The organism is Halalkalibacter okhensis, assembly GCF_000787375.1.
GTDB classification, from domain to species: domain Bacteria; phylum Bacillota; class Bacilli; order Bacillales; family Bacillaceae_D; genus Halalkalibacter; species Halalkalibacter okhensis.
On record NZ_JRJU01000018.1, the window covers coordinates 18,994 to 40,200 of the forward strand.

General features: G+C 37.0%; 19 protein-coding genes. 1 reads left to right on the forward strand and 18 read right to left on the reverse strand.

The genetic code is table 11. The features are described 5' to 3' along the window. Positions 1-37: 37 nt before the first annotated feature. The 10 genes from LQ50_RS13625 to LQ50_RS13670 form a co-directional block, all read right to left on the reverse strand. A complete protein-coding gene (locus LQ50_RS13625) occupies positions 38-1,549 on the reverse strand; it encodes a response regulator transcription factor (RefSeq protein ID WP_034630305.1) in 1,512 nt (503 codons plus the stop codon). Next, positions 1,527-3,299, reverse strand: coding sequence for a cache domain-containing sensor histidine kinase (locus LQ50_RS13630; RefSeq protein ID WP_034630306.1), 1,773 nt, complete (start codon positions 3,297-3,299; stop codon positions 1,527-1,529). Before LQ50_RS13630 ends, LQ50_RS13625 begins: the two co-directional genes overlap by 23 nt. A gap of 95 nt (positions 3,300-3,394) precedes the next feature. After that, entirely contained in the window at positions 3,395-4,690 is a 1,296-nt protein-coding gene (locus LQ50_RS13635) for an ABC transporter substrate-binding protein (protein WP_034630308.1), read from the reverse strand. An 80-nt stretch (positions 4,691-4,770) separates the two neighbouring features. Beyond that, complete coding sequence (locus LQ50_RS13640; RefSeq protein WP_034630311.1) at positions 4,771-5,592, reverse strand: carbohydrate ABC transporter permease; 822 nt, start codon at positions 5,590-5,592, stop codon at positions 4,771-4,773. After that, on the reverse strand, positions 5,592-6,464 hold the full coding sequence (locus tag LQ50_RS13645) for a carbohydrate ABC transporter permease (protein WP_373279206.1): 873 nt from the start codon (positions 6,462-6,464) through the stop codon (positions 5,592-5,594). Before LQ50_RS13645 ends, LQ50_RS13640 begins: the two co-directional genes overlap by 1 nt. 254 nt (positions 6,465-6,718) lie before the next feature. Further along, positions 6,719-7,777 carry a tartrate dehydrogenase gene (locus tag LQ50_RS13650; protein ID WP_034630317.1) on the reverse strand — a complete coding sequence of 353 codons (1,059 nt, stop codon included), beginning with the start codon at positions 7,775-7,777 and terminating at the stop codon, positions 6,719-6,721. 120 nt (positions 7,778-7,897) lie between these two features. After that, on the reverse strand, positions 7,898-9,541 hold the full coding sequence (locus tag LQ50_RS13655) for an SLC13 family permease (protein WP_034630319.1): 1,644 nt from the start codon (positions 9,539-9,541) through the stop codon (positions 7,898-7,900). Between the two features lie 189 nt (positions 9,542-9,730). Then, positions 9,731-10,390, reverse strand: coding sequence for a response regulator (locus tag LQ50_RS13660; protein ID WP_034630322.1), 660 nt, complete (start codon positions 10,388-10,390; stop codon positions 9,731-9,733). After that, positions 10,383-11,975, reverse strand: coding sequence for an ATP-binding protein (locus LQ50_RS13665; RefSeq protein WP_237563712.1), 1,593 nt, complete (start codon positions 11,973-11,975; stop codon positions 10,383-10,385). Before LQ50_RS13665 ends, LQ50_RS13660 begins: the two co-directional genes overlap by 8 nt. A gap of 200 nt (positions 11,976-12,175) precedes the next feature. Then, entirely contained in the window at positions 12,176-12,502 is a 327-nt protein-coding gene (locus tag LQ50_RS13670) for a hypothetical protein (protein ID WP_034630328.1), read from the reverse strand. Between the two features lie 306 nt (positions 12,503-12,808). Between LQ50_RS13670 and LQ50_RS13675 the strand changes: the two genes are divergently transcribed. After that, positions 12,809-14,017: a chromate transporter gene (locus tag LQ50_RS13675; RefSeq protein WP_237563713.1), complete on the forward strand. Its 1,209-nt coding sequence runs from the start codon at positions 12,809-12,811 to the stop codon at positions 14,015-14,017. Positions 14,018-14,124: 107 nt separating this feature from the next. On the opposite strand, the gene LQ50_RS13680 is transcribed toward LQ50_RS13675, so the two are convergent. The 8 genes from LQ50_RS13680 to ytxJ all read right to left on the reverse strand — a co-directional run bounded on the left by LQ50_RS13680 (position 14,125) and on the right by ytxJ (position 21,037). Further along, entirely contained in the window at positions 14,125-14,871 is a 747-nt protein-coding gene (locus LQ50_RS13680) for a GTP pyrophosphokinase (RefSeq protein ID WP_034630331.1), read from the reverse strand. Between the two features lie 135 nt (positions 14,872-15,006). After that, a complete protein-coding gene (locus LQ50_RS25455) occupies positions 15,007-15,174 on the reverse strand; it encodes a hypothetical protein (protein WP_161784684.1) in 168 nt (55 codons plus the stop codon). 208 nt (positions 15,175-15,382) lie between these two features. Next, positions 15,383-16,714 (reverse strand): 2-hydroxycarboxylate transporter family protein, encoded by a 1,332-nt coding sequence (locus LQ50_RS13685; protein WP_202595380.1) that lies wholly within the window; start codon positions 16,712-16,714, stop codon positions 15,383-15,385. Positions 16,715-16,748: 34 nt separating this feature from the next. Continuing rightward, entirely contained in the window at positions 16,749-17,939 is a 1,191-nt protein-coding gene (locus LQ50_RS13690; RefSeq protein ID WP_034630333.1) for an NAD(P)-dependent malic enzyme, read from the reverse strand. Between the two features lie 118 nt (positions 17,940-18,057). Then, positions 18,058-18,765, reverse strand: coding sequence for a response regulator (locus LQ50_RS13695; RefSeq protein WP_034630336.1), 708 nt, complete (start codon positions 18,763-18,765; stop codon positions 18,058-18,060). Beyond that, positions 18,758-20,356, reverse strand: coding sequence for a DcuS/MalK family sensor histidine kinase (dcuS, locus tag LQ50_RS13700; protein WP_202595381.1), 1,599 nt, complete (start codon positions 20,354-20,356; stop codon positions 18,758-18,760). The genes LQ50_RS13695 and dcuS overlap by 8 nt, the downstream gene beginning before the upstream one ends. A 124-nt stretch (positions 20,357-20,480) precedes the next feature. Beyond that, a complete protein-coding gene (locus tag LQ50_RS13705; protein ID WP_034630337.1) occupies positions 20,481-20,720 on the reverse strand; it encodes a glutaredoxin family protein in 240 nt (79 codons plus the stop codon). Continuing rightward, positions 20,717-21,037, reverse strand: coding sequence for a bacillithiol system redox-active protein YtxJ (gene ytxJ / locus LQ50_RS13710; RefSeq protein ID WP_052144770.1), 321 nt, complete (start codon positions 21,035-21,037; stop codon positions 20,717-20,719). The genes LQ50_RS13705 and ytxJ overlap by 4 nt, the downstream gene beginning before the upstream one ends. Positions 21,038-21,207: the final 170 nt, after the last annotated feature.

The window sequence follows — 21,207 nt, forward strand, 5'->3', positions numbered from 1 at the left end:
CAGGTTTTATCATGTTCGATTTCTAACTGCCTTCTTTTCACCTTAACGAATGCCTAAATTCACTTGGAGTAATCCCTTCCCTCTTTTTAAAAACCTTAATAAAATATTTATCATTTTGATAACCCACCGAATCGGATATTTCATATATTTTTAAGTATGGATTCTTGAGTAATTCTTTTGCTTTCTCAATTCGAATCTTCATCAAATAATCGGTGATCGTCTCATCATATTCCTGCTTAAATTTTCTCGAAATATACTCTCTACTTAAAAAGAAGCGCTCAGCAATTTCCTGGAGCTTAATATCCTTTTGATAATTCTTTCTTATATATTCTTCAATCATTTGAACGCTATTTTTTTCTTTTTGAAACTTACATCCTGATACCATCTTGATCAGATGATGAAATTCCTTTTTCTTTTCATCCTTGAATTTCGCAAAGGAAAATCGACCGCCCTGTTTCCAATAATGAATTCCTTTGTACAATAAATCACGCTTCTTAAGCTCGTATTCTTTTAACCAGTGCTCTTTCAGTATAGCAAATTGTGATTCCCAAACATGGAGCTGTTCAAAGGATAAATATCCGTTCTCTTCAAAGATGGAAAATATTCGCTCTAATATTTCGTTCATTTGCTCTATACTTCCACTCTGAATCGCCCATTTGATTTCCTCTGAATAATCTAAAAGATAGACTGATGGAATTGGATCCACTCCTTGTATCGTATTCTTGTAGAGATTATAACTTTTTAACTTGTTGCTGGCAGATTCATATGCCTGTTTGCAACTAGTATGTGGCTCTCCAACGATGATTTTGCAACCCCATTTTTGATGAATGGTTTGAATCACATTCCTAGCAGTTGTTTGTCCCCATAACAGCAGGACTAATTCCTCTTCCTTATTGATGTTTCGAAACGCTATACCTTTACGACCAAGAATCTCATTACACACAGATAACACGGAGGAAAAAATACGTTCTTCATCTCGTTCATGATGCAATGCCACAACTATTTTCATTGGTAGAATGGCAATCGTACAAGGTTGTTTCGCTATATGTGGACCGCAATCTCTTTCCAATTGCTCAATTAAACGGCTTGAGAGTTTCTCCTCGTTTAGTGCATTGGAAAGAAGGTGATCCCAAATCACTTTGTCGTTTTCTTTTATAGATAATCTATTTTGATTCTGTTTATGCCATTCTGTAACAGCACGAGCCAACGCTTCATTCAGCTCATTTTGATTTATCGGTTTTAATAGATAATCAAACCCACCATAGGTAATCGCATGTTTTGTATATTTAAAATCATCATAGCCGCTTACTACGATCGTTTTCGCATGTAAATTGGATGAGTGAATCCATTTTAATAAATTAATTCCATCACACCTTGGCATGTTCATATCTGTAAAAATAATTTCAGGTTGATGCTCAGAAATTAATTGAATGGCTTCATTTCCATCTGCAGCTTCCATAATGGTGTCTACGCCAAATTTTGCCCATTCTGCTAAGAGCATTAATCCTTCACGAACATGTTTTTCATCATCCACGATGATTGCTTTCATGTAAATCACCCTCCAATTCTAACGGCAGCTTTATTGTCACTTGAACCCCACCTGAGCTGCGATTTTGAATTTTGAAACTCACCAGATCAGAATAATAAAGCTTGAGACGAGCGTACACATTTTTTAGACCAATTGACGACCCGCCTTTTGCAGTATGAACCTTATGATAAAGGTGATCCTGTATTTCCTTTAAACGTGTTTGAGGTATTCCCACACCGTTATCACGAATAACTATAAATAAATAAGATTCCTTCTTCTTACAAATGATCTTAATTTCTCCTAGTCTGTCTCTCGTATCAAAGCCGTGCTTGAAATAGTTCTCAATGATTGGCTGCAAGATCATCTTCGGCACTTCAATGTTTAGCGCATCTTCTTCTACCTCTACACTATAATGTAGATCTTCTCCAAACCGTTGCTTTTGTAAGAGAAGGTACGATTTTGTATAATTGATCTCTTTCTCTAATGGAACGATATCTTCATCCATATTCATGCTATATCTCATGATTTGTGATAAATCCGTTAGAGAAGAATACACCTCTGGAACTTTGCTTTTTAACGCCATCGTTCCAATAGATTGCAAGGTGTTATATAGAAAATGTGGATTTATTTGTGAATGCAGCACTTTTAATTGATTTGTTTTATTTTCGAGTTCAAGCTTGTATTCTCGATTAATGAGTTGATTGATCTTTTCAATCATCATTTTAAATCTCTGTCCTAATAGACCAATCTCATCATTACCAAGTGATTGAAACTGAACTTGCATATTCCCTTTTTCAACTTCCTTAATATTTTGTACAAGAACTCTAATAGGTGACGTTATTTTAAAGGAAACAAAGAAAGTTGCCAAAATAACTAATATCAATCCGATAACTCCAAATAATATATTAATGGCCGCAACACCGTATGCGCTTTCATATAAAGTAGTATGCGGAATTCTTTTGACCAGTAGCCAACTGCCGGTAGCATCAGAAAGGCGATCAAAGACGACCACACCTTGAAAAGTTGAATCTTTCCACTCTATTGTTCCACTTTGTTCCTCAGACTCAATGATCTCATTAATCCAATTGTTATTTTGATCGCTTAGTTCTTCTATCGTTGAATGATAAATGAATTCAGCTTCAGGTGTCATAATATAAAATTCTTCCGTACTGTTGTTAAAAAGGTAATGACTCATTTCATTTATTTTTCCTGGCCTAATCTCTAACGTAATATAGGCGAGAATCTGACTTGCTGGCACATTTCGAAATGCCCGGTGAATCAAAATAGAATCGTCTGTTGATTCAATAAATATATTATTTGGGTTGTTTTTAGCCCTTTCATAAGCCTCGATATTCGTATCTACTTGCTTTGAATAAACAAGCGTAGATCGTCTTGACAATGAAACCATCTGCTGATCGCTAACAATAGCCATGTTAACTTGGGTAATACTATCATCACTATATAACAGAGCTCGTAATACGTTGTGCACTGTTCCCATCGACAGATAATCATTGTTACTATACGTGTTTCGTAAATAACTCATAAAATCAGGATTGCTATAAAAAGACAACGTATAATTATTTAATTCTCTTAAATAGTTTTCTATATTTACCTTTCCTTGATAGAGCAAATTAACATTTTCCTCTATTGTTTGATCCTTCAATGATTCCTTTGTATAAATATAGGTCACCACAATTGAACTACCAAAAGGGATAATCGTTATTAATAATAATAGAACAATGAGTTTATTTCTTATGCTTGTTTTAAACAACGATATCTCCCCCGAAGCTTGTATTTCTACCTTGAGTATAAAGCAGAAAGCATATCTACGTATAGATATGCTTCATACATTTATAAAACTACTTTTTATTTTAAGCTGTCCCATGTAGCTTGGAATTTTTCTAATACTTCTTCATACTCAATTTGTCCTGCTACATATTCTTGAATCGTTGCAGCAAAATCTTGGTTGGCACCATCTGGCCACATGAACCATGTCCAAGGAATCGTTTGCTCTGCCATAGAGTACTCAAGGATCGATTCTCCTAATGCGCCTAATCCTGATGGTTCGATATTATCAAATGCAGGGATGAAGGCAAATTCTTCTGTCATATAACGTTGACCAGTCTCAGACGATACCATCCAGTCTAACAATAATTTTGCTTCTTCTAGATTCTCTGAGTTTTTGTTAATAGCCCAGTTATTTGGAACGCCAACTGGAATGGCATGTGCTTCTGCTTCATCATTTAATGGAATTGGAAGAAACGCCATATTCATATCAGGATTGATTTGGTAAATCATATTCTCCGTCCAGTTTCCTTGTTGAAGCATGGCTGTTTCACCTGAAGCAAACAATGTAACTTGTGTATTATAGTCCGTTGTTAACGGATTTGCATTTCCATAAGCGATTTCCGTGTCAATCACTTGCTTAAATTCTTCAAAATGCTTGTTTCCAACAAATGTTTCTGTTCCTTCAGATAATCCTTCAATAAAAGCAGCAGGGTCATCTTGTTGTGCAAATGGGATGTTTAATAAATGTTGACCAATTACCCACCACTCACCATAACCAGCTGCAAAAGCGGTAATTCCATTTTCCTCTAACTTTTCTACTGCAGCTTGCAATTCAGACATCGTTGTTGGAACTTCGGTAATACCCGCTTGTTCAAACAAATCTTTGTTATAAGCAAATCCATAGCCTTCCAAGTTAACAGGCATTCCGTAAAGATTTCCATCCTCATCGGTCATCGGTACCGTTCCAATTGGTAATAAATGATCAACCCAAGGCTCATTCGAAAGATCAGCTAAATGCTCTTTCCAAAGTTCTAACTCATTAAATCCACCGTTATTAAAGATATCTGGTTTTTCTCCAGAAGCAAATTTCGCTTTTAACGCTGCACCATAATCGGCACCACCACCAACTGTTTCAAGCTTGACTTTAATATTTGGGTGCTCAGCTTCAAATTCATTTAACATTTCTTGTAGCTGATCTGCAATCTCAACTTTAAATTGGAAGAAATTTAATGTTACAACCTCATCGCTACTGCCTGAGTCTGTATTGTCCCCTCCAGCAGTATCAGTAGAACTCTCTTGATTATTTGATGAACAACCCGCGATCAGACCAACTGCCATCAACATCGACACACATAACATTAAGAAACGTTTCATTGTAATTGCCTCCCTAATCCCCATTTTAATTTCTTATTTATACTTTTTTGCAGCAGTTGCTACAAAATTAGTAACCAACTCTACTTAATCGAACCTGAAGCAATCCCTTTAATAATGTGCTTTTGTAAGAATAAGAAGAAAATAATCACTGGTGTAATCCCAAGCACTAATGCTGCTAATCCCATATCCCACTGTTTGGTATATTGAGCAAAGAATGAACTTGTTGCAAGTGGAATCGTTCTTAGCGATGCATCTTGTAATACTAAAAGCGGTAACAAGTAATCATTCCAAATCCATAGTGTATTTAAAATAATGACTGTTACAGTAATCGGCTTTAATAGCGGGAACACGATTCTCCAAAAGAGACCAAACTGCGAACACCCATCAATCCGCGCTGACTCCTCCACTTCAATCGGAACCGTTTTCACAAATCCGTGGTAAAGGAAAAGGGAGAGCGGGACTCCAAAGCCAAAGTACATGATAATGATTCCAGGTATACTATTCATAATCCCTAACATCCCACCTAGCTTGACAAGTGGAATCATGACCGTTTGGAACGGGATCACCATCGCAGATACAAATAAGACAAACAAAATTTTACTGAATTTCCCTGGTGTTCGAACCATTTTCCAAGCAGCCATCGAACTGATGACAACAAGACCAATATTGCTGAACACGGTAATAACAAGTGAGTTAAAAAACGCTCTTGGGAAGTCTAGAATCTGCCAAACCTTAACATAGTTTGAGAATAACCATTCACTTGGTAATGCAGCAGCATCTATTAAAATTTCAGAGAAACCTTTTAATGAGTTAACAATAACGAAATAGAAAGGAACGAGAAAGACGATAGCGATACAAATGGCGATAATTTCTAAAACAAACGTTTTTTTCGTATATTTCACTACGCCTCAACCTCCTTCTTCTTCGTAATCATAACTTGAACCGTTGTGAAAATGGCAACAATTAAAAAGAATAAAATCGACTTTGCGGAACCTATGCCATAGTTATTATTAGTAAAGGCTTCTTGATAAATATTAATTGCAACCGATTGAGTAGAGTTAAATGGCCCTCCACCCGTTAATGATAAATTCAAATCAAATATCTTAAACGCCATAGAGATTGTTAAAAAGAAACAAATGGTAAACGCAGGAAGTATCAATGGAATAATAATTTTTCTTAACATCGTAAAGGCATTGGCACCATCGATTTTTGCTGCTTCAAGTAAGGATGTATCAACTCCTTGCAATGCTGCGATATAGATAACCATCATATATCCACTGATTTGCCAAGCAAATACGATCACAATTCCCCAAAAAGCTGTCGTCGCATCCCCTAACCAAGGCTTGAGGAAAAAAGAAATATTCGTTAATTCTCCAATGGCTGCAAATCCTCTTACAAAAATAAACTGCCAGATAAACCCTAATAATAAACCACCAATAACATTTGGGATAAAGAATGCCGTTCTTAATAAGTTTCGCGTCTTTAAAGCTGTATTTAAGATCAATGCAAACGAAAAACCTATTATATTACTAATCAAAACGGCTGCAAACATAAACTTTGTCGTAAAGAGAAATGAGTCAAAAAACCGTTGGTCATTCGTGAATATTCGTTTGTAATTCTCAAATCCTACCCACTCAATGGAAGAACTAATTCCATTCCACGACGTAAATGAATAATAGATGCCCATTAAAAATGGAATGATTTGAATAACAATAAAAAATAAAATTGCAGGCCCTACAAATGCCGCATACGACAAGACTTTCTTTAGCTTCACTTTTCTAGTAGATGCACTCTCTACCTTTGAATCCGCTTTCGCTTTTTTCGTTGCTACAGTTGATTCCACCAATGCTCACCACCTTGTTTTGTAACCGCTTTCTTGATTCTTATTATAGAATGAAGCAATAAGAGTTAATAGTAACGATATTGACGTATAAGGTGTACTATTGTGACATGATGAATAATTCAATTAACTTTTCCTACAAAAAACAACACGCATCTTTGGCTAGATGCGTGCGTTATTAAGGATATTTAATATAATCGTAGCTTTTCAATGATATGATCAACCACTTCTTTCGTATTCGCTGTTCCACCAAGGTCTCTTGTTTTGATCCCCTCTCCAATTGTTTCTTTGATGGCTCTTAATAACAATTGACCTAGCTCTTCTAGCCCTAGGTGATCAAGCATCATTTGTGCTGTCCATAGCTGCCCGATTGGATTAGCAGTTCCTGTTCCAATAATATCCGGTGCAGAGCCGTGTACGGGTTCAAACATTGATGGATACTTGCCATTCAGGTTAATGTTAGCAGCTGGGGCGATTCCGATACTTCCCATGATCGAGGCTCCTAAATCAGTTAGAATATCCCCAAATAAGTTACTCGCTACAATCACGTCAAAATGTTGTGGTTTTGAAACCAAAAATGCAGCTAGAGCATCAATATGATTGGTTTCCGTTTCAATTGTTGGCCAATCATGACCAACCTCGTGAAAAACTTGATCCCAAAATGGCATGCTATGAACAATCCCATTTGATTTCGTTGCACTTGTAACCCGTCCTCTTCGTTTCTGCGCCAAATCAAACGCATAACGAATCGTTCTTTCCGTTGCCTTACGAGTGAAGATAGCATTTTGGATCGCAATCTCGTCATCCCCGCTGTGAATTCTACCTCCTACTTCACTATATTCTCCTTCGCTATTTTCACGAACAACGACAAAATCAAAATGGTTCGGTTCGGCTAATGGTGATTTGACTCCTTCAATATATTGAGCAGGACGAATGTTAATCACTTGTTCACACTCACGGCGAATCTTAATTAAAAGACCCCACAGAGAAACATGATCAGGAACAAGCTTCGGATTCCCAACAGCCCCTAAATAAATCGCATCCGTTTGATGTAACCTTGCCATCCCATCATCAGGCATCATCACGCTGTGTTCAAGGTAATATTCACAACTCCACGGATGATTTTCATATTGAAATGTTACTCCCCCATGAAGATCAGCTAATGTATCTAGAACTCGTAACGTTTCAGGGACGACTTCCTTACCAATCCCATCCCCAGGTATTACTGAAATTTTTAGCTTTTTCATATGCACTCTCTCCTCCATAACCATAAAGGGATAGATTCTAGTTTCATAATACATACATATTATGAGCAGCTATACTCTATCCCTTTCTATCTTTGTAGTTTCCTTTTTTAAGGTCGTAACTTAAGATCTAAACTCCGAAGGATAAACCGTTAAGTCAACACCCCATAACACTGGAAGTAAGAAGTATACTGCCAATGTGATCAACACGATGGACAAGATGTTAATCCAAAACCCATTTTTCACCATCTCAATGATTCTCAATTTACCTGAAGCAAATATAATCGCATTCGGTGGTGTTCCTACAGGTAACATAAAAGCACAGTTTGCTGCAATTGCTGCTGGAACCATTAAAGCAAAAGGGTGAATTCCAAGTGCTAATCCCAAAGCAGCTAATACTGGTAAAATCATCGTTGCCGTTGCTGTATTAGAAGTAATTTCAGTTAAGAACAATACAAGAGCTGTTGTAAGAGCAATGATTAAGATGAAATTCACACCTTCTAAAACCGTTAATTGTCCACCGATCCAATCAGCCAAACCTGATTCACGGAACCCGGCCGCAATGGCTAAACCTCCACCAAATAGCAGCAAAATTCCCCAAGGAACATCTCTAGATACATTCCAATCTAGTATGCGCCCTCCTTTATTAATAGAAGGAATGAGAAACAATAACGCTGCGGCAAATATTGCAATCATCGTATCATTAAGACCTGGAATGGTCATAATTTGCCCTTCCCACAAAAACGTTCTTGTAATCCACATGAAAGCAGCAAATATAAATACAATTAAAACCGCAGTCTCTTCAAAGCTAATTTTTCCAAGCTTCTTCTTTTCGTTTTCAATAAGCGACTTTCCTCCAGGTAACTCCTTTAACTTCATTGGGTGAGCTACCTTAGTCAAGAACAACCAACTACTAATTAATAAAATAACTACAATCGGCGCCGCAAAGAATAACCATGAAGCAAAAGAAATTTGAACGCCGAACAGCTCTTGTACAGTTGCTGCAAGAATAATATTAGGCGGTGTACCAATTAACGTACCTAATCCACCAATAGTCCCCGCATAACCAATACCAAAAATTAAAACCTTCGAAAACTTTTCTTCTTCCTTTGCCAAATGTTCTTTATTTTTAAAGGCTTGTGCGACTTGATACGTAATCGCCGTTCCAATCGGAAGCATCATCATAACAGCCGCCGTGTTTGATACCCACATAGACAAAAAGCCTGTCGCAGCCATAAAACCAAAAACAATGCGCGCTGGACTCGTACCAATAAACGAAATAATATTTAGCGCAATTCGTTTATGAAGATTCCATCTCTCCATCGCAAGTGCAATAAGAAATCCACCTAAGAATAAGAAAATAATTGGGTTTCCATAAGCAGCGGTTACGGTATCCCCATTTAGTGCTCCCGTAATAGGTAATAAAATAATTGGCAAAAGCGACGTAGCTGGAATGGGAATCGCTTCAGTGATCCACCACGTTGCCACCCATAAAGTTGTAGCTAAAACCATTCGTCCTTCATAACTTAATCCTTCCGGAAAGAAGAAAAGAACAACAGCGAAAAAGAGTAATGGACCTAGGATCAACCCCACCTTTTGCGAGGGTTTATAACTTGGAGGTTTTTGTTGATCAGACTCACTCTTATCCTGTTCAACCACATTCAATTTTTTATTAGTTCTCACTGGTAAAGAAAACAAAAGAAGCTTTTTGGATTGGTTATGTGAATGCCACAATTGGTTCCAAACTGAAACAATACTGGACCTCATCTAAATTCCCCCTATCTAAATTTGAGCTAAATCGTCAACCAAACAGAACATACTACCTGGTTGTTTAATTATTCTGATTATAAAGCGCTTTCAAATTTACAACAATAAAAAGTGCTTACTGCTCTTTTTGGTCTTTTTGATCTCCGCAGTGCACCTTTCTAAAAATCCATACTAAAAACACCCAAATCATTAGACAAAATAATAATGACTTGGGCGTCCGACACTTCCATATTTTATTTGTACTTGGATTTTTTCCATTTGCTCTAAATGTTCTAGATATCTCCTTACAGTGACTCGCGCCATTCCAAGTGAAGATGCTAATTGCTCAGCCGTTACTGGTTCAGGTTGGTCTATGAGCTTCAATAAAATCTGCTTCATCGTTGTCTCACTTAATCCCTTTGGTAACGTCTGATCCCGCTGCTTAATCTGCTTCAATTCATCAATGTCTGATTGACTCAAAGAAGGCAAATGAGTTAACTTATGCCACATCTTCTGATATGTTTCTAATGCCGTTTTAAAGCGTTCAAACCGAAAAGGCTTAACTAAATAATCAACAGCACCTAGCCGAAATACTTCCTGAATGGTAGCTGCATCTTTTGCAGCTGTAATCATAATGACGTCACATTCAACCTCTTGATTGCGAAGCGACTTTAACACATCTAGCCCTGATTTATCGGGTAAAAACATATCCATTAAGACGACATCTGGCTTTTTCTCAAGAATCCCATTTTCTGCATCCGCTCCATTTGTAGCCGTACCACATAGATGAAATGGTGGAACCTTTGCTAAAAAGCTACTATTCACTTCTAGTACCATTGGATCATCTTCAACAATAAAGACTTTAATCATCCATTTCCCTCACTTTTTTAGCTTCTATCATTATCTCTGTTCCCTGCCCTTCTTCTGAATCAACTGAAATGTTGCCGTTATGAGCTGAAACAATTTGTTGAACGAGTGCCAGTCCAATTCCTCGACCTTCTTTATCTTTTGTACTAAAACCATACATGAGAATCTTTTCTTGAATTTCTTTGGTCATTCCTCTGCCGTTATCAGTTACTCGAATCAATAGATGGTTATTATCTATTTTAATTAGACATTCAACTATTTTTTTATCTGCTGTATTTCCAAAAGACTCAAAAGCATTTTCGATTAAATTCCCAATGATTGTAACCATTTCTCCTGAACTAAGGCTACCATATTGTTCAGTTAGATAGCTATTAGAATCAATTGAAAATGTAATCCCTAGCTCTTTTGCTCTTGAGCGTTTTCCAAGTAACAGACCAGAAACAGAATAATCCGTAAAGCGTTCCTTAAGAAATAAGATTATACTTTCCTCATCGACTGTTTCATCTATAATAATATCTAGTGCATCATCTGTACGTTCTAACTGGATAAGGCCAGCAATACTATGAAGTTTATTCATATATTCATGATTCTGTGCTCTGAGCGCATCGACTAATGCCTTTACACCCGTTAACTCCTCTGCTAAACGTGTTGCATCCGTTCGATCAATCATTGTAACTAATGTTCCTGTAAAATTTGCTTTTACATAGATGGGATACATTGAAATAAGATAGTTCTTATCAAAGTAAACAACATTCCGATTGATCATCAGTTCTTGTTGATCATTCGTCAATTGTTCTGCACACGGTATGTGAAATATTTTTTCTAGAAGCGATAAGAACTTACTTTTCTCCCCTTGAATATACCTCTTCGCTAAGCGATTCATAAAAGTGATCTGCCCATTTTCATCTAATGCTATAATCCCTATATTCATTGCCTGCATTACGGCTGAACGCTCTTCTACTAATTTTGCAATTTCGTATGGTTCAAGTCCAAACGTTTGTTTTTTTACACTACGAGCCAAAAGGAGGGAACCGACTAAACCAATTAGTAACCCCCAAATAAGAGCAGTAAAAATATCCCGACTATAGGTTGTTATGATCGCCTGAAGGGTCGGTGTTAAAATCCCAACAACAGCTACCCCAACTTGCTCTGCTTCTTCGTCATCCATAATTGGTACAAATGCTCTTGTCGCATTGCCTAATGTTCCTTGAGCGATCGATAGATATTCACGATTAGATAACGCCTCCAATTCATCCCCACCGACAAACGTTTCTCCAATTAATTCTTCATTAGGATGAGAGTAACGAATACTGTTCATATCAATAATGACGATATAATCAACATTCGTTGCTTTTCTTGTCCTCTCAGCAATTGGTTGAATGGTTACTTCCCCACCATCTACCCCAACATGCTGCACTATATCAGGCATTTGCGCCACCGTCCTTGCAATAGCAATGGCACGTTCTCCAATTTCTTTTTCAAATGCATCCGTAATATTATGAATCATATTCCAACCAATTGTCATAACAGAAGAAGTAACAATCACAAAAGACATAATAAGCATCTTCACTCGTAAACTGATTTTCATTCGTTTCATCCTTCATCCTAACTTAAAAACGTAATTTGTTTTATTCCCTTATTAATATTATAGGACCTACTTGTAAATTTAAAAGAATCGATACAAATATTTTGCTATATATGTAAGTAAAAAGTAAATCATTTCATCTCGTACCTTTTTTCGATTTTAAAAAGCCTTACACCAACGTATAAGGCTTCTTTAACTTTTATTTACAGATTTGTATGGGATGACAACAAATCTATATCATCGGTTGGATCGTACACTTCAAATATTTTATAACTTGGCTCCTCATTTGTCACTTTCTGTAGTTCCTCTACCAATTTGGGAAACAATAATTTTTGCGCCTCTTCCGCATCTAATTTTGAGTTCCAATAATTCAAGGCTTTGTATTCACCTGTATCAGAGTCAAAGAAATACACATTTCCCCTGAATCCGATTAACCCCCTACTCATTTTATCGAACTTTTGGGTAATTCTTTCAGCTATTCTTCGTTGTTCTACTCCTAATCGATATTCTACTAAGCGTGCATAATACATTTGACATTCTCCTTCCACTGTAATAAACATTCGACATTTTTATAAACAAACACTCCCAATAGTTCATTCAAAAAGGTAAGTCGTTTTTATATTGTATAAATGTCCACACAGAAGGTGATAGGAGATTGTCTCAATTTTCGAATGTTGTATTTCATACAGAGACAAACAAGTAAAACACGACCCGGAAAACTATACATACATTGTAAAGGAATTATTAAGTTTAAAATGGTTCATTGCTTATCTCTGGCTTTCTTGATAAGTTTATATTATTGATTTTTTCTACTAAATTTCGCTCGATTAAAGCAGGTGGTAACGATTAACGAATTAAATCAAAACGGAAGCTGGATAAAACGTTTATTAGAAATACTCCTTGTTTCTACAAGGCTTGGATTCACTTCATTTGGTGGTCCAATTGCTCACCTAGGGTACTTTCATGACGAATATGTTCGTCGAAGAAAATGGATGGATGAAAAAAGTTATGCTGATTTGGTAGCACTATGTCAGTTCCTACCAGGCCCCGCAAGTAGTCAAGTAGGGATTGGAATAGGAGTGATGCGTGCTGGAGTATTAGGCGGGGTTGTCTCATTTATAGGGTTCACCTTACCGTCTGTCCTTGCTTTAATCATCTTTGCTTTAGTGCTTCACAGCTTTGGTATTACCGATGCTGGCTGGATTCATGGGCTGAAGATTGTCGCTGTAGTGGTTGTAGCTCACGCCATTTTAGGGATGGCGAAAAATTTGACACCCGATGTAAAAAGAAAAACGATTGCCTTATTTGCTGTTGTTGTCACGTTGTTGTGGCAAACGGCTTTTACACAAGTTGGGGTTATTATTGTAGCTGGATTGGTTGGATTTCTCATTTACAAACATCATACATTAGATGATCACTCAGATAAGAGCCATTTCCCTATTTCCCATCGATTTGCCGTTATTTGTTTAACCTTATTTTTTGGATTGCTTATTGCCCTTCCACTTCTAAGAGAAGCAACGAACCTAAACTGGATTGCGATGTTTGATAGTTTCTACCGTGCTGGTTCGCTTGTATTTGGTGGAGGTCATGTTGTGTTGCCATTACTTGAGCGTGAATTTGTACCAACTGGTTGGCTAAGTGAAGAAGCATTCCTTGCAGGGTACGGTGCAGCTCAAGCAGTACCAGGGCCACTATTTACATTTGCTGCCTATATTGGTACAGTAATTAATGGTTGGCAAGGAGGATTGCTTGCGACCATTGCTATTTTCTTACCAGCCTTCCTTCTCATTTTAGGAACATTGCCATTTTGGAATACCTTGCGCAAAAATCCTAAAATTAAAGGAGCTTTAATGGGTGTGAATGCTGCCGTAGTCGGTATTTTAATTTCCGCCCTTTATCATCCAATTTGGACGAGCTCCATTTTGTCCGCAGTTGATTTTGCTTTTGCAGCCGTGCTATTTAGCATGCTGGTATTCTGGAAGCTCCCGCCTTGGGTAATAGTTGTGACTGGTGCGTTAGGTGGATTTTTCTTATCATTTATTTAATAAAGAAGGGATGTCTAAAAAGATCAATATTCAGACCTTTTTAGACACCCCTTCTCCCTTACTTTATCCCTTTACTCTGATAAATTTAGATTCGCCCTTCATTGCAACTAACTATTGTTCTTCATAAATGGCGTTAGTAATTCATATGGCAAATCAAAGCGCTCATTATCAATAAAGAGCTCTTTTATATGACTTTCATTGCTAGTCACTTCTTTTAACTTATTCACTTCCCTGTGAATACCCTCCATCTTTTTATCTAATTTTGCTGCTGATTCAGCTGCCTCTTTCAATTCATCCACCAAGTGCTGTGGAACGGTTTGATTGTATTTATAATAAATTTTGTGCTCTAAACTAGCCCAAAAGTCCATGGCAATCGTTCTAATTTGAACTTCAACGCAAACCTCTTCTACTCGGTCAGACATAAAAATAGGAATCTGTAACACTAGATGCAAACTCTGATATCCATTTGGTTTCGGGTGTTTAATGTAATCTTTTACTTCTATCACTTTTAGATCTTGTTGATTTTGAAGCATGTTACTCAATTCATAGATATCTGATATAAAAGAGCAAGTGATGCGAATCCCTGCTATGTCCTTAATATTTTCTTTAATAACATTAAGAGACAGAGGGTACCCTTTTTTATACACTTTTTTTAAGATACTTTCGGGTGACTTCACTCGTGATTTCACATGTTCAATTGGATTATAGTCATGAATATAGTGAAACTCTTGCTTTAAAATATCAATTTTTGTATTTAGTTCATCTAATGCAAATTTATAAGACATCATAAATCTCGTAAGTTCTGTTTTTAATAATTTGATTTGCTCTATATTCCATTCAGGCTTTGCTGCCATTTTGATTGACTCCTCACCGTTTGCGCGTAAATCATTAAACGTTATTCTCATATTAGCATCAGCTTAAGATCCAAGCCACGTCATCGTTATAACGACATTCCCTTATTAGACTAAAAAAAAGTGGATTTATGACAATTACGGATTTACATATCGATTCCTTTTACACAACTGGGCATTTATCCCTTGATTATTCAATTCCTCAACAATTACTCTAATTGATTTTGTACGCTTAAAGTCAGCCCTGCTACTAATTATATTTCTCTTTTCATTTTTTCTATTATCGGTCATATCAGCAATATTCATGGATTACCATCCTCTGAAATTATTCGATCGGTTGCTACATTTGTAGTATAAAAAATAATTATGAACTGAATATGAAATGTACCTGTATTCCATGAAATTAGATAAAATTCACAAATTGCTCCACAATTAAGAAGCTAATTCTAACTACCTTAAAAACAAATAACACGCCTTTCCAAAGGAAAAGGCGCATTTATTTATATCCACACTTTTAAAGAAATAACGGTATGATTAAACCGGCTAACAATAAGATTAATGCACCACCAAGCCTTGATGCAATTTGTGCAAATGGCATTAGTTGCATTCGTTTTGCTGCTGATAATACGGCAACATCCCCTGTTCCTCCCATATTAGCCATGCATAAACCAGCTGAAATGGCTGATTCAATTGGATAAAAGCCAACTATTCTTCCAAGAAGTGCTGCACCTATTACGGCCCCAAACACAACACCGGCTACTAGTAATACATATTGGATACTTAATGCAGCAAGCACCGCATTTAGATCCGTAAACGCTACTCCAATTCCAAATAATAAGGCAAGTGTCCACGTTTTAGCAACAAATTGATACCACTGGCTTGCCCCTTCCACGACGTTACCTGGAATGAGATTAGCAATTTTGGCAATGGCTACTAAAATAATCATTAATGCATATGGATGAAGCGGGACTATGGCTCCTAATAAGTGTCCACATGCAAAGAATAACAATGCAGCTAATAATCCTATTCCCATTTTAGAAATATCAAATGTTGATTTCTTTTCTTCCAATGTAAACCCAGGAATCAACTGTCCATTCCCTGATAAAGAAGGAACCTTATTTCCTAAGCTATTTAAAAGGCTTGCAAATACAATAGCAAATACATTCCCGAGGGCCAATGCAGGTACTAAGATGGAGATATAATAGCTGGGCGGGTTCCCTAAGAATTCGGAATACACTTGCGCCATCGGAATCGCCCCAGCCCCCATTCCACCACCTAAGATTGGTAAGGCAATGACCAATACTGCATCTTGAACCGAAAAGCCAATAAGGAACCCAACTAATCCAGCTATTAGCATCGCACCGATAACCGCTCCAATGATTGGAACAAAATAACGAGCCCCGATTTTCACAAGTACCTTTGAATTCATTCCTAAAATACTACCCGTTATTAACGCGGCAATGTAAAAGTCTAAGAAGCCACCTGCTGTCATGAACTCATCAACACCAGCAGATACACTTTCTGGTAAGATCCCACTGTATACCATGTAAGCCGAACCAAAGATCGCTACAATCGCTCCACCGCCTAAGTAAGATTTAATAATAGGCAGGCGGTCGCCAAGCCACCCCAGCGCTTCACCGAAGACAACCATTACTAGCAAACTCCCAATCATCCCAGTTGGCAACGTACCCGTATAAACGGTTACAATTGTAGTGACTAAAAAGATAGCAAACCATAAAATGGGCAGCCCCATTATTTTTACTTGTTTGTTTGGATTCAGATCATATATTTTTGATTCATTACTTGTTATCTCTTTATTCTCTAGCTTTCTAGCTGTTTGCTCCAAGCTCCTCACTTCCCCTCTATACAAATCCTATTATTTAACTTGATTTAATTGTTACCCGATCTTTTTCTAAAGCTGATTTTGCAACAGCTTCTGCAACAACCTTTGGAACTTCTTTATTTAGTGCATTCGGAATGACATATTCCGGGCTTAATTCTTTTTCAGGTATCACGTTTGCAATTGCAAATGCCGCTGCAATTTTCATATCTGTTGTGATATCTGATGCTTGAGAATCTATTGCTCCTCTAAAAATACCTGGGAATGCTAGTAAATTATTGATTTGATTTGGATAATCTGAACGTCCTGTTCCAACAACTTTTGCCCCGGCTGCAAGAGCTTCTTCAGGATAAATCTCAGGAATTGGATTAGCCATCGCAAAAACAATCGGATCCTTCGCCATACTCTTCACATATTCTGCCTTTAGTGCTGCTGGTCCAGATACCCCTATAAATACATCTGCATGTAATATGGCATCTTTCAATGTCCCTCTTACATTCTCTCTATTCGTCACTTTAGCAATCTGCAGTTGGCTAGAATTTAACCAGCCTTCACTTTGATTAACAACTCCTTCTAAACTAACAAGTGTAATATTTGTGAATCCTGCATGTAAAAGTAACTTAGCAATCGAGATTCCAGCAGCTCCTGCACCATTTATAACGATTTTGACCGCTTTCATTTGTTTTCCAACTACTTTTAACCCGTTTATGAGCCCAGCTAACACAACAATCGCTGTTCCATGTTGATCATCGTGGAACACTGGAATATCAAGGTCTTTCTTCAACCTATCCTCAATTTCAAAACAGCGTGGAGCAGAAATATCTTCTAAGTTAATCCCCGCAAATGTAGGTTGTAGCGCTTTCACAGTTGCGACAATTTCATCTACATTTTTTGTATCTAAGCATATTGGAAAAGCATCAATATTAGCAAAGTTCTTAAACAGCATACACTTTCCTTCCATCACAGGCATCGCAGCACCTGGTCCAATATCGCCTAAACCTAGTACAGCCGTTCCATCTGTCACTACGGCTACCATGTTTCCTCTAGAAGTTAGATGGTTGATTTCATGTGGGTTCTTTTCAATTTCCTTACAAACATCCCCTACTCCTGGCGTATAAACTAGACTTAACTCTGCTTCACTATTAATTTCTACTTTACTTACAACTTCTATTTTTCCCGCATGTTGACGGTGTAATTGAATGGCTTGTTCTTTTAAGTTTTTATGCTTCATTTTCAGTCCTCCTATTTGTAATCGGTTTCAACCAATAGTTTAATAAATTCGAATAATTTGTGACAGTTTATGAAACTTAAGAAACTTTTTGTAATTAAAAAAAGCAGCCATTGGCTGCTTAAAATAAATTCTGAAATGTAGATTTCGTTAAATCTTTGTTGACATATAAATAAACCGGCCTTCCGATCGCTCCGTACGTCATCCGCTCTCCAAGTACACCAATTTCTTTCAAATACTTGATATACTTTCTGACGGAAACACGCGATACTTGTACTGTTTCAGCAATTTCGTCCGTTGAAAAGGGTTCTTCTTTTTTATGAAGTATCGCACTAACAATAACTTGAAGTGTATTCGTGGTTAACCCCTTTGGTAATGACATCTGCTTCTTTTCGTTTTTGTGTAAAATTTTACGATCTAGTTCTTCCTGTTTCAAAGAATTTTGCTTGTTTAGCAAATAATGCTTTTCTCTATATGTTGTCAATGCTTGATTAAATCGTTCAAATTCAAAAGGTTTTATTATGTAATCAACCGCACCGTAACGTAAAGCCGTTTGGATTGAGTCGACATCATCAGCTGCAGTCACAAGAATGACATCAATCTCCCACTTATCTTTTGTTCGAATATGTTGCAGCAAATCTAATCCACTTTTTCCCGCCATGTATATATCCAATAACAATAAATCGACTTTTTCTTGCTTGATTACGTCCAAAGCTTCATTAAAAGACTTTGCTATCGCTACTAATTCAAATCCATCAACCTCTTGTAAATACCGTTTATTAAATTCTGCAACCATTGGATCATCATCTAATATTAATACTTTAATCAATAAAATTCTCCTCTGTTTCATATGGTATCTCAACCAAAATAGTTGTGCCATTCCCACTAAATGTATCAATCGTTATACGGCCTTTCAGATCGTCTATACTAGCTTTTACAAGAGCTAGACCATAGCCCCGCTCCTCTCCTTTTGTTGAAAATCCTTTTTCAAACATATTCTCTAAGTCATTCGTTTTAATCCCAGGACCTGTGTCTTTCACTTCTAATGTTAACCGGGATTCCTTAAATGATAATACAACGTCAACACTTTTAATGGTACGGTCCTCTACCGCCTCAATTGAATTATTAATCAAGTTACCTAAAATCGTAATGATCTTATGGTTCACATCAACAGATTTTGACTTAGGAATGACGTTTTGACTTTTTATTGATAACCTCACTCCACATTCTCTTGCGTAACTTAATTTACCTAACAAAAACCCTGATAATACAGCGTCTTGAATATCAGTTACTTGACCAATTTCATGATTCTTATGATCGACTAAATCAAGAATAAACGCCTTCAATTGTTCATATGCACCCATTCGCACCATGCCTAAAATAACATGAAGATTATTTTTGACCTCATGGGACTGTGCCCGCAGTGCATCTACATAAAGTTTTACACCTGTTAATTGTTGGGCAAGCTCGTTAATCTCCGTTTTATCCCTTAGTGTCGAGATCGCACCAATTACTTTATTATCAACAATGAGTGGAACTCGGTTGACTAATATGGAGATATCATTAATTTTTATCTCTTCCCCAAGTTCTTGTTTTCCTGTTTTTAATACACGTTCTAGACCATTCATTGGCAAATATTCTGTTACATTCATCCCTATTGGTTCAGGCGGTAACCCTGCCTTCTCAAATAATTTTGAGGCTGATTTATTTACAAGGGCAATTTTCCCCTCTCGATCAACAGCAATAATTCCTTCATGAACCGAATGAAGCATCGCATTCCTTTCTTCTAAAATCTTTGCAATTTCAGGAGGCTCTAGACCATATAGCGTTTTCTTTATGTATTTAACAATAAGAAGCGCACCAATTAGTCCGACCAGTAAGCCTAGAAGGGAACCTAAAATGATATTTCGATGATTTTGATTAATCATTTGTTGAATATGTTCTAATGAAATCCCTACTGCAACCGCACCAATTTGTTCATTCCTCTCATTTATCACTGGAGTAAATGTTCGTAAAGAAGTCGTTAGCGTCCCTTCAGAAATGGAGCTATATTCCTCATCTTCAAACACTCTAGCTTCATCGCCTCCTTCAAATGGAAGCCCGACTAACTCATGATTTGGGTGTGAATACCTGATCCCGTTCATATCCATGACAACAACAAATAGCACATCAGCTGCTTGCAGAACATCATTAGCATATTGTTGGACCTGTTCTGGCTCTTTTTCATTTAATCCCTTTTGGACAATCTCTGACTGCGCAACAATTCTTGCAACGGTGAGAGCTTTTTCTTCTTCATATCGTATACTATTATCATTTATCGATCGACTAACTAAAAGATCAGTAAATAATAAGGATAGAAGGACAACTATACATACGAGCCAAAGAATAATCGTGCGCATTTTAAACTTTTTTATGAACAAGGACTCTCTCCTTTCACACGTTTATATACAGCTAATGATATACAATGTCTTTGTTTTACTCAATGGACAAAAATAAACCAAAAGCCATACCGCATATGCTTGGTATGACTTTTGGTTTAAATCTTCAACCTTTGATGCTCATGATAAGCTGTTCAAGTTCCGGAGTAAACCCTTTAATTGCTTGTTCACCAACGACTGTAACCGGAACACCCATAAATCCAAATTTCTCTACTTCTTTTTGATATTCTTCACTAGCCATAACGTCTCTTACTTCAAAAGAAACACCTTTGTCTTGTAACATTTGTTTTACATAATTGCACTCAACACACCCGTCTGTTGAATAGACAATGACTTGCTTACTCATTCAGCGAAAGCCTCCTTAATTGCTCCTTTTGTAATCTTCCAATGGGATGTGTTCCAACGAACTTTTCCATCTTCAACTAAAAATATTTGTGGTGATTCATGTTTTATGCCAAAGTCTTCAGCCACTTGATTCGAAACTGGACGATCTTCAATTACATGGACAATCGCAGCAGACGCATTCGCCTCTTCCACAAACGCTAGCACTTCTTCATTCGCCTTTGCACTGATTGGACATGTTGTACTATGCTTAAAAAGCAAGTGCTTTCCAGGTTGTTGAATAAATTGATTCATTTCTTCAATACTTGTTAATTGTTTCATCATGGCTTACCTACCACCCTTTTTTAGTTCTTTTGCCATTACATTACCACATGCAAAGACGTATGACTATAAAAAAGCTTACTCGATGAGCTTAACAAAGTTAGCACCTTTAATGTAATCTAAGATGTTAGCAATGAATGTTTCTATTGTGCCTGCGTTTACGTGTTTCA